We start from the raw sequence: 14,441 nt of genomic DNA, 5'->3' as shown, positions 1-14,441 counted from the left end.
CGCCGTGAGCCGCACCCCCGACATCGACCGTGCCGCCAGCCGGGCTGCCGAACTGCGTGCCGTGCTCGCCGAGCACAACTACAACTACCACGTGCTCGATGCGCCGACGATTCCGGATGCCGAATACGACGCGCTGCTGCGCGAGTTGTCGGCGATCGAGGCCGAACACCCCGACCTCGTGACGTCCGACTCGCCGACGCAGCGCGTCGGTGCGGCCGGCACCACCGATTTTTCGCCGGTGCGCCACGAAGTGCCGATGCTGTCGCTGAACAACGCGTTCGACGACGTCGAAAAGACCGACGACCGCGAGCGCTTTGCCGAAATCGCCGATTTCGTGCGCAGGATCGAAACGAAGCTCGGCATCGAAAATCCGGAGTTTTCGGTCGAACCGAAGCTCGACGGCCTCGCGATCAGCCTGCGTTACGAGGGCGGCATATTCGTGCGCGGCGCGACGCGTGGCGACGGCGTCACCGGCGAGGACGTGACGGCCAACCTGCGCACGATCAAGGTGATTCCGCTGACCTTGCGCGGCAAGGACTGGCCGGCCGTGCTCGAAGTGCGCGGCGAGGTGTACATGCCGCGCGCGGCGTTCGAGGCGTACAACGAAAAGGCGCGCGAGACCGGCGAAAAAACGCTCGCGAATCCGCGCAACGGCGCGGCCGGTTCGCTGCGCCAGCGCGATCCCGGCGCGACCGCGAAACGGCCGCTCGCGTTCTACGCGTACGCGGTGTACCTGCCGGACGACCTCGACGCGACGATCGCGCCGCGCCACAGCGAGGCGCTGGCGCGCTTGCGCGACTGGGGCTTTCCGGTCAGCCCGGAAGTCGATACCGCGCAGGGCTTCGACGGCCTCGTCGCGTACTACCGGCGCATCGGCGCCAGGCGCGACGCGCTGCCGTACGACATCGACGGCGTCGTGTACAAGCTCGACCGCTACGACGGCCAGAAGGTGATGGGCTTCGTGTCGCGCGCGCCGCGCTGGGCCGTCGCGCACAAGTATCCGGCGCAGGAGCAGACGACGCAGATCGTCGGCATCGACGTCAACATCGGCCGTACGGGCGCGGCGACGCCGCTCGCGCGCGTGCAGCCGGTGCAGGTGGCGGGCGTCGTCGTGTCGAACGTGACGCTGCACAACGCCGACCAGATCGCACGGCTCGACGCGCGCGTCGGCGATTACGTGATCGTGCGCCGCGCCGGCGACGTGATTCCCGAAATCGTCCGCGTCGTCGTCGAGCGGCGCCCCGAAGGCACGGTCGAGTGGCGGATGCCGACGGAGTGTCCGGTCTGCGGGTCGGCGCTCGTGCGCGTCGAGGGCATGGCGGTGTGGCGCTGTTCGGGCGGCCTCGCCTGCGGCGCGCAGCGCAAGGAAGCCATTTTCCACTTTGCGTCGCGGCGCGCGATGGACATCGAAGGCCTCGGCGACCGGCTGATCGAGGATCTCGTCGACCTCGACTACGTCAAGACGATCGCCGACGTGTACAAGCTTGACGTCGACGACTGGGTCGAGATGAAGCGCCGCGCCGACGAGCGCGACGGCACGGTGCCCGAGACGGTGAAGCAGGGCAAGGTCGCGACGAAGTGGGCGGAGAATCTCGTCGCGTCGATCGACAAGAGCCGCGCGACGACGCTCGAACGTTTCCTGTACGCGCTCGGCATCCGCGACGTCGGCGAATCGACGGCGAAGGCGCTCGCGCGCTGGTTCGGCGGATTCGACGCGATCGCGAACGCGCCGCTCGAAGAGCTCAAGCAGGTGCCGGACGTCGGACCGGTCGTCGCGGGGCGCATCGTCGAATTCTTCGCCGAGCCGCACAATCGCGACGTGATCGACGCGCTGCGCGCCGCCGGCGTCGTATGGGCCGAGCACGAGCCGCAGCGCACGGTGCAGGGGCATCTGGCCGGCAAGACGGTAGTGCTGACCGGCACGCTCGAACAGATGAGCCGCGACGAGGCGAAGGACAAGCTCGAAGCGCTCGGCGCGAAGGTCTCGGGCAGCGTGTCGAAGAAGACGAGTTTCGTCGTGGCGGGGCCGGGGGCGGGGTCGAAGCTCGAGAAGGCGACGGAGCTCGGGATCGAGGTGTGGGACGAGGCGAAGTTGATCGCCTATCTGGATGAGGTGGGGCAGGGGTGATCGACCACGCACGCGAACTGCGCGGCAATTCGACCGATGCCGAAATGCGGCTGTGGTCGAGGTTGCGCGCGTCGCAACTCGGCGTGCGGTTTCGGCGGCAGCATCGCATAGCGGGATACATCGCCGACTTCGTGTGCCTGGAGAAACGCTTGGTCGTCGAGCTCGACGGCGGGCAGCACGCGGATCAGGTCGAGTACGACGAGAGGCGCACGCAAGTGCTGACGAAGCTCGGGTTTCGCGTCCTGCGCTTTTGGAACAACGATGCATTGACGCGCACCGACGATGTGCTCGCGCAGATACATGCTTCGCTGGCTGAGGCGTCGCCCCCTCACCCCATCCCTCTCCCCCGACGGCGTCGGGGGAGAGGGAGTCGCGAAAAGCTCGACGCTGCCGCGCGTCAAAGCCCTCTCCCCCAAGCTCCGCTTGGGGGAGAGGGTTGGGTGAGGGGGCAGGCGCCGGAATCTGCGTCGGTTTCGGGTTCTCGCGCCGAGGATGTACGCAGTGCGCTGGCGCTGCGCGCCGACCTTTACGCCCTCATCCGCCGCTTCTTCTTCGACCGCAACGTCCTCGAAGTCGAAACCCCGATCCTCTCGCAGGCCGGCAACACCGAGCCGAACATCGAAAGCTTCACCACCGCGTTCGCCGGCCATCGCGACGCAGGCTCGCCCGAGCGCTGGCTGCGCACCTCGCCCGAGTTTGCGTTGAAGCGCCTCCTCGCCGACGGCGTCGGCGACTGCTACGAACTCGGCCGCGTGTTTCGCAACGGCGAGGCGGGCCGTCGGCACAACCCCGAATTCACGATGCTCGAGTGGTACCGCGTCGGCTGGGACCATCGCCGCCTCGCCGACGAAACCGCCGATCTCGCCGCCGCGGCGATGGCTTGCGTCGGCATCGCGACGACACGCGTATCGTTGACCTATCGCGAACTGTTTCAACAAGCGCTCGGTCTCGACCCGCTCGCCGCAACCGCGGACGCGATCGCCGCGCCGCTCGCCGACCAGCGCATCGACGCCGCCGGCCTCGACCGCGACGACTGGCTCGACCTTCTGATGACGCACCGCATCCAGCCGCAGTTTCCGCATGACCGGATACTGATCGTGCGCGACTATCCGGCGAGCCAGTGCGCGCTGGCGAAGATCCGCCGCGACGATCCGCCGGTCGCCGAGCGTTTCGAGCTGTACCTCGGCCCGTACGAACTCGCGAACGGCTATCACGAGCTGACCGACGCGGCCGAGCAGCGCGCGCGCTTCGTGCGCGACAACGCGCGCCGCCGCGCGCGCGGCCAGCGCGAGGTCGCGGTCGACGAAAATCTGCTCGCCGCGCTCGACCGCGGACTGCCTGACTGCGCGGGCGTCGCGATGGGCATCGAACGCCTGCTGATGTGCATGGCCGGCACCGATCGTATCGCCGACGTGATCGCCTATCCGTTCGACACGGCCTGAGCGCGCGGGCCGCGCGCGAAGATCCAGATCGCGGCGCCCAGTGCTGCGACACCCGCGCCGGCGAGAAACGCCGCCTGGCCGCCGCCGTGCTTCCAGATCAGGCCCGACAGCAGCGCGCCGGAAACGCCGCCGATGCCCGACGAGAACCCGTAGAACACGCCCTGGCCGTGGCCGTTCATGCGGCCCGGGAAGAATTCGGCGAGGAGTTGCATCGAGCCTGCGAAGAACCCCGCGAACGTGATCGCGTGCAGCATCTGCGCGAACGCGATCAGCGCGACCGAGTCCGGAAAGAGCGCGGTCACGAGCCAGCGCAGGCACGCGCAGACGAGCGCCGCGGCGACGACGTGGCGCGCATCCCAGCGCGTGAGCAGCGGCGCGCCGAAGAAGAACACGGCGATTTCGAACCCGACGCCGATCGTCCAGAACGCGCCGACCGCGCCGGCGCCGTAGCCGTGTTCGCCGAGGTAGATCGCGAAAAACGTATAAAAAGAACCGAATGAAATCTGCATCAACAGCGCGCTGACGAGAAACGCGGCCACTTCGCGGCGCTTGAGGTACGCGTAGAACGACGCGTCGGCGTTTTCGCGCCGCCGTTGCTCGCCGCCGTAGTCGTTGACGAAGCTGGTCGCAAGGAGGCCGGCGAAGAGCGGCAGCATCAGAAGCGGCAGGCGGTCGGCGCCGAAGCGGTCGAGCAGCACGCCGAGCACGCCGACGACCGCGATGAAACCGATCGAGCCCCACATGCGGATGCTGCCGTAACGCTCGCTCTGGCCGGTCAGATGCGACAGCGTCAGCGCCTCGAACTGCGGCATCACCGCGTTGTAGGCGAAGCAGAACACGCACATCGCCGCGAACAGGCCGGCAAAATCGAGCGGTCGCACGAACGCGAGAAAACTCGCGAACGTCAGCGCGCAGCCGAGGTGCAGCCAGCGTATCGGGCGCGGCGATCGCGCGACGGCGTAGCCCCACAGGCTCGGCGCGACGACGCGCGTGGCGTACCAGAGGCTCATCAGGATGCTGATCGCCGTGGCGTCCTGCCCGAGCTTGTGGAGGTACAGGCTCCAGTACGGCGAAAATCCGCCGAGCGCGGCGTAGTACGCGAAATAGAAGCTGGACAGGCGCGCGACGGGTATCGACATCGCGCGAGCGTGCCACAGGAGCGAAAGGCCCGTCATCCGACTTTCGCCGAAACGACGGGCCCTTTTTCTCCTTACCGGATGACGAGCGCCTTTTCGCGCCGTTCGATCACGCTCATGTCGGCCTGGTTGACGAGCCGCAGATCGCGCAGTTCGTACGGACCGGTGAGCTTGCCCGCCGCGAGCGCGTCGGCGTCGAACGTCAGCACGATGGTGCCGGCGCCCGCTTCGATCCACGCCGCGGACTGCGCGTAGGCCGCGGGCTTGGCCTCGCCGTCGTCGGCGCGGCCGTACAGCACGCCGCTGGCCTGGTAGCGGCTGGCGCTCGCCGTCTCCACGCCGATCTTGAGCGCGACGCCCGCGCGGCCGTTCGACGCGTCGACGCGGCCGTTGAAGCGCGCGGTCGGGGCGGTGACGGCGAATGCCGTGCGCGCATCGCGCATGACGCGCCGGTTGCCGTCGGCGCCTTGCGCGAACGCGTGCACTTCCCACAGCGCCGGACCGCCGGCATGCGCCGGATCGGGCACGATCGATGCGACGAGGCTGCCGTCTTCGGCGAACCGGAAGTCGACGTTCTGCGTATGGCCGTCGGGCGCCGACAGCACGCCCGACGCCTTCTTCGGCGCCGCGCCGGCGAAGTTGGCCCTGATCGTGATCGACTCGCCGGCGACGATCGTGTCGCGCGCCGCGCCGAGCTTGAACACCTGCGTGCTCGCAGGCTCGTACACGTGCACGAGATAGCGGCCGGTCGCGGCCGGCGCCGCCAGTTCGATCTCGCCGCTGCCGACGGCCGGCGCGAGCTTGGCGATCACGGTGCCTTCGGGCACGTCCATGCCGGCGGTGCGCAGCGCGTCGGCGTCGGCGACGCTCTGCGTCGCTTCGCGGCCGGCGTACGCGCGGCCGTTCGCGGCGCGCACGACGAGGCCGTCGGCGTCGAGCGCCGAGACGTTGCCGCCGTACGGGCTGATGCGCACGAGCGCCTCGTTCGCGGTCGTCGGCAGGCGCACGCCGGCGCGCAGTTCGGCCTCGGACGCGTCGAGCCAGTATTCGCGGCTTTCGCGCACGAACGGAACCGGCACGGCGTCGAGCTTCGCGTCGGCTTCGAGCGCCCACGACAGGGCGGCCGGCTTGCGGTCGAGTTCGGCCGCGGCCTTGGCCGGCGCCGCGGCGAGCTTGCGCGGCACCTGGTCGTTCGCGCCCGCGGCGGACAGGCGCAGCTCGCCCGCCGACGCGTGCGACGCGCCGAGCGCGACGAGGATGCCGGCAACAATGTGGAGTTTTGCAATAGGCATGGTCGGCGTCCTCAGATGTCGTCGCGCAGGATCGTGTCGAGGCCGAAGCACGCGCGCCGGCTCTGGTTGTGCGACAGCGGTTCGCGGCCGGCGGTGACGTCGACGTCGCGGAACCACGTGCGGCCCGCGGCCGACTGGCTCGTGCATTCGAGGAAGCCGTCGGAGCAGCTGGAGAGCCAGTTCTGCGTGGTTTCGAGGCCCACGTTCAGCGCGTAGCCGCCGCAATAGCTGTCGCCGTCGAACGGCGAGGAGTCGACGTCGGTGCCGACGACGTTCCAGAAGCCTTTCGGCAGCGCCGGCCGGCCCGCGGTGCCGAGCAGGTTGTTCTGGTTGTACTGGGCCATCCACGACAGCTGCTGCATGCGCACCGCGTCGGACTTGTAGCCGAGCAGCCAGCCGAGCGCCTGTTCGAACACGTTGCCGTTCATCGTGGCGTCGGCGAGCGGCGTGCCGGCGCTGGACGCCGCGACCGCGTTGACCCAGCGGATCTTCGCGATGATGTTCGGATAGCGGCTGTCGTAGGTCGGATTCGACAGGATCCAGCGCATCACGTTGCCGCCGTTGGAATGCGTGATGACGACGAGATCGGTGATGCCCTGGCCGTTGATGAAGCCGGTCAGCTGCGTCGCGAGGCAGCCGGCGGCGCGGCTGTCCCACATGTACTGCTCGAAATCGCAGTTGACGACGAGGTATTTGGACTGGTCGGGCAGGCCCTGCCGAACCGAATTGACGAAGGCCGGCTGCCAGTAGTCGTTGTAGGCGTTGGTCTGTTTGCCGGTACCGTGTACGAAGGCGACGCCGGTGACGGCGTACGCCGAGCTGGCGCCGAGTGCGAGCGCGAGCGCCGATGCGTAACGAAGCATTCTTCCTCCCGATGCGGCTCGGGATTTCTTGTCGAATGCGAGCCGCGGTGAGGCTCCGATCGTGCCGGTCAGGGGAAACGGTCCGTGTCGCTACCGGTGGGCCGGAGCGTTGCAGGCGATGCCCGCGCGACGGTCACCCTCCCGTGTCGCCGCGCGGCCGGCGGAAGGTAACAATCCACTTTGCGGATGTCAAACGGACGTTTGATCGGCGTGCGGCGGGGCGGTCCGCCGCACGCCGGTCATCACGCGATGCCGAGCAGACCCTTGCCGATACCGTCGCGCCCGAGTGCGAGTTCGCCGAGGGCGCGATCGATGTCTTCCGCGATCGCGCCGCGTGCCGACGGATCGTCGCGTTCGATGACACATTGTGCAATACGTCGCATCAGCTCCTTCATGAACGCGGCGCTGACGCCTTCGGTGCGGCGCGCGATCGCGTCGATCAGCTCGTCCGGCGCGGCCAGCTCCGCGCGATACAGCGAGATCAGCGTGCGGCGATCGGCGAGATCGGGCAACGGAAACTCGATCGCCTGGTCGATGCGGCCGGGTCGTTGCGCGAGCGCCGCTTCGAGCACCTGCGGCCGGTTCGTCGTCAGGATGACGAACAGTTCGGCATCGGGCTTGAGGCCGTCCATTTCGTTCATGAGCTCGTTGAGCAGCATCTCCGAACCCGGTCCGCCGCGACCGCGTTCGCGCGCGATCAGGTCGGCGTCCTCGATAACGACGATCGCCGGCTGCAGCAGGCGGGCGAGCGCGAAGTATTCGCCGATGTCACAGATTTCCTGCGCGGCGACGAGCAGCGTGGTGTGGTCGGGCAGGCAGCCGGCGAGCCAGCGCACCGTATGCGTCTTGCCGGTGCCGGGCGGACCGTGGAACAGCAGCCCTTTCTTGCCCGACTGTCCGAGTCCGATCAGGCGCCGGCGCACCGCGGCGAACGAGACGACGTTGCGCTCGAGCAGCTGCAGCGTCGACTCGGGCAGGACGACGGCATCGCGCGCCACCGACGGCAGTTTGTGCACGGCGATGCCGCCCGCATAGCCGTTGAAACGCGTTTCGCGTTCGAGCGACAGCACCTTGCCGCGATAGGAGTGCGCCTGTTCGATCGCCTCGACGAGCCGCGCGAACAGGCGATCGGCGAACGCGCGGCTGTCCGCACCGGGCGGCGAGGCGATGCTGATCGTGAGCCCGGCGGTTTCGTCGCGCGGGCGGCGCGTCAGCAGCACCGTGATCGGCGTGTCTCCGTCGCGCAGCAGCCACAGGGCGTTCAACAGGCAGCGTACCGGCGCGTCGCCGCCGACGTCGATTTCCTCGTACTGCAGCGGGCTCAGGGTGCGTGCGAAGTTGCCGCGTTCGACGAGCAGCATCGCGGCGGTGAGTTCCATGTGCGTGTCGGTCCACGAGACGCCGTGGCACGAGGCTTCGCACTCGCGCATGGTCTCCTCGAGCGCGCGCTGCAGGTCGACGCGCATGCGCCAGGGAAACGCGCGTCGCACGACGACGAGATCGGCGCCGGGTACGCCGCCGTAGTGCCAGTCGAGCAGCTCGTGCGCATGGCGATGCGGCCGGTACGGCGTGGCGGTCCGCAGCTGCTGCGCGCAGCCGAGCACGCAGGCATCGCAGATCAGCGAATCGCGGCCGGCGTACATCATCCGGCTGGCGGCGTGCTCGCGCTCGCAGTAGCTGCATCGCGTCGGTGTCGCGAGGGCGTCGTCTTCCGGCGCGATGCGCGCACGCAACGGATGACCGGCGGCGTCAGCGTATTTCTGCACCGCGCCGCACAAGGTTTTGGCAACGGACGGCAGGTAGGGGCCCAGGCGCGCCTTGCCGTGCCGTTGTACGGCGTGACTGAGCTGGTTGGCGTCGTTTTCGGTCTTGCCGAAAATGGAGCGGAGGGTTTTTGCGATGAAGAAAGACGGCGTCTTGTCGTCGCTGACGACTTCCACGATGACGTCGGCGACGTCAGTGGTCGAGGCTCGCATGGTGATTGCCGCTGGATCGGCGGCGGGTGGGGTGGGAGGCGCGGAGTATCCACCGCGCGCATCGACGACGCAAGCGGCGTCAGAACTCCAGTTCCACCGCCGCGCAAAGATAGTCGATCATCGGCGCGAGCCCCTTGATCGACTCGACCAGGAACGGATGCAGCTCGGCCGACGTCGCCATCGCGTCGTTGAAGTTGCGGTGCGCGACGAAGTCCTTGCGCTTGATGTCGTCGATCAGCTCGTGGTTCGGGTCGAACCCGCGCGGCGGCCGCGTCAGCGACTCGCCGCCTTGTTCGAACAGGTTCGCGAACGCCTTGCCGCGCACCGCTTTTTTCCACGCCGCGGGATTGTCGGCGAGAAATTCGCGAACTTTTTTCACCGTGTCGGGCTGGCCGTGCCAGATGCCGCCGCCGAAGAAACACTCGCCGGGCGCGATGTGGATGTAGAACACCGGCGCCTCGATTTCTCGCGTGCGTTCGTGGAACAGCTTGGCGCCGGCCGCCGTCTTGTACGGGCGCTTGTCGTTCGAAAAACGCGTGTCGCGATGGATGCGGAACAGCGAGCCGCCCTGCGGCCGCGCGTCGGCGCGGTAGTGCGCGCTGACTTTCGACAGCGGCGCGGCGAGGTCGGCGATGAGCGCGAGAAACGGTTTGCGCAGTACGTCTTCGTAGCGCGTCTTGTTCGCCGCGAACCACTCGCGGTCGTTGTTCGCGGCAAGGTCGCGCAGGAACTGGAACGTGGCTTTCGAGAAGTAGGCGGTCGGCATGGCGCACCCGGATTGCGGATGCGGCGAGCTTACGCCAACTCGCGACGCCGCTCACGCCCCCACGCGTCGAGCGCGTCGAGCACGGCCTGTCGGCCGGCCGCTTCGGGCATCAGGCGCGCTTGTGCAATCTTCTCGAAGTAGTCGTCGAACGTCAGCGCGGTGACGTCGGTCTGCACTTCGAGCCGGCGTCTGCACTGTGCGAGCCACTGCGCTTGTTCTTCGGCGCTGAGCGTTTCGGGCCAGTTGCGCGCGCGGTAGCGAAACAGGAGCGGCTCGCAGCGCGCGTCGCGAAACGCGAAGCGCTGCGCGCCCAGGCGCTCGGGCGGCGTGCGCCGCACGTCGCGCATCAGGCGCCGGTCGCCGTCGCCGAAGAAGCCGGCGTAGATCGCCAGCTCGCTGTCCTGCTCGGCGGGCGCCTCGTCGCGCCGCGCGAACACCTGCCGCACTTTCGCGGCGAGATCGGGAATCGCGCGGATGCGTTCGAGGTTGGCGAGGCACCGGTCGAGATCGAGCGCGATGCGCGCGTGGTCGACGCCCTGCAGCACCGACAGCGGCGCGAGCGCCGGCGACTTGTTCGCGTGCACCACTTTCAGCGGAATGCGCTCGACGCCTTCGGGCAGCGCGTCGCGCGGCGTGAACACGCGATCGGCGATGTCGTCGGCGTCGAGTTCGGCGAGCGGCGTGGGATCGGCGTCGAGATCGACGACGATGACGCCGTTCGGCTGGTCCGGATGCGCCGCGATAGGCGCGACGATGGCAAGGCACCCGCGCGTCGCGGGATAGCGCGACGACACGTGCACGACCGGCGCGGTGCGCGCGACGTCGAGCAGCTCGAACGCGCGCTGCTTCTTGCGCAGACCGAAGTAGAAGTCGAACAGGCGCGGCTGGCGGATGCGGATCAGGCGCGCGAGACCAATCAGCGCGTGCACGTCCGACAGCGCGTCGTGCGCGCGCTGCTGGTCGAGCCGGTTCGCGCTCGCAAGGTCTTCGAGTTTGAAGCTTGCGCTGCCGTCGTCGCGTCGCGGCCACGCGATGCCGTCGGGGCGCAGCGCGTAGGTCATGCGTACGAGGTCGATCAGGTCCCAGCGCGAATTGCCGTTCTCCCACTCGCGCGCATACGGTTCGTAGAAATTGCGGTAGAAGAGGTTGCGCGTGAACTCGTCGTCGAAGCGCAGCGAGTTGTAGCCGACGCCGCAGGTGCCGGGCGCGGCGAGTTCCTCGTGCACGCGCGCGGCGAATTCGGCCTCGGTCACGCCGCGCGTCTGCATCGACTGCGGCGTGATGCCGGTTATCAGCGCGGCGACCGGATGCGGCAGTACGTCGGGCGCGGGCTTGCAGAAAAACTCGACCGGCTCGCCGACCGGTTCGAGATCGAGCGTCGTGCGGATGCCGGCGAACTGGGAGGGTCGGTCGCGCCGCGGATCGGCGCCGGTCGTTTCGTAGTCGTGCCAGAAGAATGTCGCGGTCATGTACCGTGCAGTCTCGTTTGCAACGCACCGAACTGGCGTCGTAGCGGCGAAGTATCGACGAAACGCCGGTCGATCGGCGCCGCGATCGCCGCGGCGATCGCGCCGGCCTCGTCGCGCTGCCCCTTCTGCGCGAGCAGCGATGCGAGCTGCACTTTCGCGTCGAGCGTGACGTTGGCTTCCTCGCCCATGCCCTTGGCGAGGAGTTCCACCGCGCGGCGCATCGCGACGATCGCCTCGTCGGTGCGGCCCATGTCCGCGAGCGTCAGCCCGCGGATGCGCGCGACGGCGCCCTGGCGCGGATGCTCGGCCGGCAGCACGGTGAGGAACGCCGCGGACGCCTGGTCGGCGTAGCGCAGCGCGTCGGCGAGGCGCGTCTTGCGGCGCATCCATTCGGCCAGATGCAGCAGGCGACGGCCGCTTTCGAGTTCGAGATCCGTCGAATTTTCGATCGGCCGTTCAAGCAGCGGATACGCCTCGTCGAGTTTGCCCGAGAGCATCAGGCAGCGACCGAGATTCTGGCGGAACGTCGGCAGACGCGGCGACGCCGCCTCGCCGGACTTGGGCGTGCTGCGCTGGAGCACTTCGCGAAATAGCTCCGCGGCCTTGGCGTAGTCTTCGGTCTGCTCGGTCAGCGACGCGAGATTGTTCAGGCTGATGCTGTACGACGCGCTGTCGTAGTCGCCTTCGCGGCGCAGGTATTCGAGGTTCTCGCGAAACTGTTCGATCGCCTCGAACAGCTTGCCCTGCAGGTACAGCGCTTCGCCCAGATTGTTGCGCACCGTGATCGCCCATGCGCTGCCGGGGTCTAGCGTCTTCAAGCGCACGCGCAGCATTTCGCGCAGCAGGCGTTCGGCGTCGGCCGGGCGGCCCTGCGCAACGTACACCTCGGTCATGAATCCGTTCGCGCTCATCACCTCGGGCGAATCGGCCGGCAGGGTGCGGCGCAGGATGTCGATCGCCTGCTGCGTGGATTCCTCGGCGGCCTTGAGATTGCCGCTGCGCCGGTACACTTCGGCGAGCGCGGTCCACACGCGCGAGCGCACCGTTTCGTCCTCGACGTTCGCGTCGACCGCGAGCGCGCGCGCCTCCAGTGCCGTCGTGAGCGCCTTCGACTTGTCGCCGTTGCGCGCCTGTGCGAGCGCGAGCGTCGAGAGCGCGCCGGCGCGCTCGGTCGCGTCGTCCGGCGCGGCGGCGGCGAGTTCCCTGACGGCCTCTTCGAGTACCGGCGCGGCCTGTTCGGGCTGCTCGGCGAGGTTCAGCGAATAGCCGAGGTCGTACAGGTAGCGCGCGTACTGCTCGCGTGTGCCGTACTGCTTTTCGAGATCGGCCGCGGCGCGGATCGCCTCGGCGCTCTGTTCGGGGGCGCCGAGTTCGCTGTAGATGCGGCCGAATACGCCGAGCAGGCGCGCACGCTGCGCCGGTTCGCCGGCGAGCCGGGTATCGACTTCGCGGCGTCCGATGTCGATCAGCTCGCGCGGACTGAGCGGCTTGTTGCCGGCGTGCTCGGGCGACGCGGCTTCGAACAGCGACGCGAGATAGTCGAGCACGTGGCGCGTCGTCGTCGACTCGCGCTGCGCCTTGGCCTCGGCGCGCAGCGCGCGGTCGCGTTCGGCGGTCAGCCGCCACGTGGACGCGGCGACCGCGAGCACCGCGAGCGTGAGCGCGGCGAACGTGAGCGGGTGGCGCGTGAGCATCTTGCGCGTGCGGTAGACGAGACTGTCGGGCGCCGCGAGCACCGGGCGTCCGCGCAGATAGCGGCGGATGTCTTCCGACAGCGCCTCGGGCGACGCGTAGCGGCGCGACGGTTCCGGATGCGTCGCGCGGCCGATGATCAGCGCGAGTTCGCGCGGCACGACGCGCCCGGTCTCGTCGCGCAGGCCGGCGACGGCGAGATGGCCCTGCGCGTCGGTCGGCGGCACGCGTTCGGCGAGCATTTCGTACAGCAAGAGTCCGAGCGCGAACACGTCGGTGGCGGTGTTGACCGGCTCGCCGCGACGCTGTTCGGGGCTCGCGTACGTCGGCGTGAACCAGTACGCGCCGGTCGCCTCGACGCCGGGGCCGCTCGCGTGCGGATCGAGCAGCTTGGCGATGCCGAAGTCGAGCACGGCCGGTTCGCCGTCGCGGCGCACGAGCACGTTCGCGGGCTTCAGGTCGCGATGGATCACCAGCCGCTGGTGCGCGTACTGGATAGCCAGGCACACTTTGCGGAACAGTTCCAATCGCGCCGTCGTGGATTTGTGGTTTTCGCGGCACCAGCGCGTGACCGGTTCGCCGTCGACGTATTCCATCACGAGATACGGCTGGCCGTCGGCCGTGGTGCCGCCGTCGAGCAGGCCCGCGATATGCGGATGTTCGAGGTTCGCCAGGATCTGCCGTTCGCGGCGCAGGCGCTCGGCCGCATCGCGCGTGGGCAGTCCGCGGATCACCTTGATCGCGACCTGGCGGTCGAACTCGGCGTCGGCGCGTTCGGCGAGAAAGACGGTGCCCATGCCGCCCGACCCGATTTCCGCGAGCAGGCGGTACGGGCCGAGCTTGAGGCCGATCGCCGGCGACGGCTGCGCGTCGGCGGCCGCCGCGACCGCGCCGACGCCGCGCGTGATCGACGCGGCGGCGTCCTCGTCGGCGGCGACGAGCGCGAGCGCTTCGCGCTTGAGGTCGTCGGGGTCGGGCAGCGCCGCCAGCCATTCCGCGCGCGCGTCGGACGGCAGTTCGATCAGCGTTTCGAACATCTCCTGCAGGCGCCGCCAGCGTTCGACGGCCGTGCTCATGCCTGCAGGCGCTCCTTGAGCCAGGCGCGCGCGAAACGCAGTTCGCGGTCGACGGTCGCGAGCGACACGTCGAGCGTTTCGGCGATTTCCTCACGCTTCAAGCCCAGGAAATACGTCAGTTCGATCACTTCGCACTTGCGCGGATCGATCTCGCGCAGCGCGTCGAGCGCGCTGTTGAGCATTTCGGGTTCGCTGTTTTCGCTGACGTGGTCCTCGGCCGACGAGAGCGTGACGTGGATCTGGCCGCCGCCGCGCTTTTCGCTGCCGCGCGCGCGCGCGACGTCGATCAGGAGGTTGCGCATCGCCGCGACGACGACGCCGAAGAAGTGGCGGCGGTCGCGCCAGTCGATGTCCCGGGACAGAAGTCGCAGAAACAGCTCGTTCGCGAGTTCGGTCGGCGCGAGCGTCACCTCGCCCTCGAACTGGCGCAGGTGCTTGCCGGCGATCGCGCGCACCTGCGCATAGACGACTTCGGTCAGCTGTTCGGCCGCGCGCGCGTCGCCGCGGCTCCAGGCGACGAGCAGCCGGGTCACTTCGGGCTCGGCGTTTTGCGAATTGTCGTTGTCGTTACGGCCAGACACGAATGCCTCCTTGGCAGTTT

At 68.8% G+C, this 14,441-nt stretch carries 10 protein-coding genes and 1 pseudogene; 3 read left to right on the top strand and 8 right to left on the bottom strand.

Going from position 1 to position 14,441, the window contains the following annotated elements:
• Window positions 1–4 precede the first annotated feature (4 nt).
• The 3 genes and pseudogenes from ligA (at window position 5) to epmA (ending at window position 3,570) form a co-directional block, all read left to right on the top strand.
• Window positions 5–2,128, top strand: a complete 2,124-nt coding sequence (gene ligA / locus OD750_RS21200) for an NAD-dependent DNA ligase LigA (RefSeq protein WP_263544094.1) — start codon at window positions 5–7, stop codon at window positions 2,126–2,128.
• A 44-nt stretch (window positions 2,129–2,172) separates the two neighbouring features.
• Window positions 2,173–2,379, top strand: a pseudogene (locus OD750_RS21195) (endonuclease domain-containing protein); the annotation flags it as partial.
• 255 nt (window positions 2,380–2,634) lie between these two features.
• Window positions 2,635–3,570, top strand: a complete 936-nt coding sequence (gene epmA / locus OD750_RS21190; RefSeq protein WP_263544383.1) for an EF-P lysine aminoacylase EpmA — start codon at window positions 2,635–2,637, stop codon at window positions 3,568–3,570.
• Here epmA and OD750_RS21185 read toward each other — a convergent pair.
• The 8 genes from OD750_RS21185 to OD750_RS21150 all read right to left on the bottom strand — a co-directional run bounded on the left by OD750_RS21185 (window position 3,549) and on the right by OD750_RS21150 (window position 14,421).
• A complete protein-coding gene (locus OD750_RS21185; protein WP_336407572.1) occupies window positions 3,549–4,745 on the bottom strand; it encodes an MFS transporter in 1,197 nt (398 codons plus the stop codon). The genes epmA and OD750_RS21185 overlap by 22 nt on opposite strands.
• Before the next feature lie 35 nt (window positions 4,746–4,780).
• Window positions 4,781–5,998: a DUF4785 family protein gene (locus OD750_RS21180; protein WP_263544093.1), complete on the bottom strand. Its 1,218-nt coding sequence runs from the start codon at window positions 5,996–5,998 to the stop codon at window positions 4,781–4,783.
• An 11-nt stretch (window positions 5,999–6,009) separates the two neighbouring features.
• On the bottom strand, window positions 6,010–6,861 hold the full coding sequence (locus tag OD750_RS21175; protein ID WP_263544092.1) for an Hsp70-binding protein: 852 nt from the start codon (window positions 6,859–6,861) through the stop codon (window positions 6,010–6,012).
• Window positions 6,862–7,103: 242 nt separating this feature from the next.
• On the bottom strand, window positions 7,104–8,837 hold the full coding sequence (locus tag OD750_RS21170) for an ATP-dependent Clp protease adaptor ClpS (RefSeq protein WP_263544091.1): 1,734 nt from the start codon (window positions 8,835–8,837) through the stop codon (window positions 7,104–7,106).
• Between the two features lie 79 nt (window positions 8,838–8,916).
• On the bottom strand, window positions 8,917–9,603 hold the full coding sequence (locus tag OD750_RS21165) for a DUF2461 domain-containing protein (RefSeq protein WP_263544090.1): 687 nt from the start codon (window positions 9,601–9,603) through the stop codon (window positions 8,917–8,919).
• Between the two features lie 29 nt (window positions 9,604–9,632).
• Window positions 9,633–11,072, bottom strand: a complete 1,440-nt coding sequence (sbcB, locus tag OD750_RS21160) for an exodeoxyribonuclease I (protein WP_263544089.1) — start codon at window positions 11,070–11,072, stop codon at window positions 9,633–9,635.
• Window positions 11,069–13,840, bottom strand: coding sequence for a protein kinase domain-containing protein (locus tag OD750_RS21155; RefSeq protein WP_263544088.1), 2,772 nt, complete (start codon window positions 13,838–13,840; stop codon window positions 11,069–11,071). The genes sbcB and OD750_RS21155 overlap by 4 nt, the downstream gene beginning before the upstream one ends.
• Window positions 13,837–14,421 (bottom strand): ECF-type sigma factor, encoded by a 585-nt coding sequence (locus tag OD750_RS21150; RefSeq protein WP_263544087.1) that lies wholly within the window; start codon window positions 14,419–14,421, stop codon window positions 13,837–13,839. Before OD750_RS21150 ends, OD750_RS21155 begins: the two co-directional genes overlap by 4 nt.
• Between the last annotated feature and the right edge of the window lie 20 nt (window positions 14,422–14,441).

The organism is Tahibacter soli (assembly GCF_025717065.2).
GTDB classification, from domain to species: domain Bacteria; phylum Pseudomonadota; class Gammaproteobacteria; order Xanthomonadales; family Rhodanobacteraceae; genus Tahibacter; species Tahibacter soli.
The sequence above is the reverse complement of the archived record's forward strand: the minus strand, read 5'-3'. Positions and strand labels throughout refer to the sequence as shown.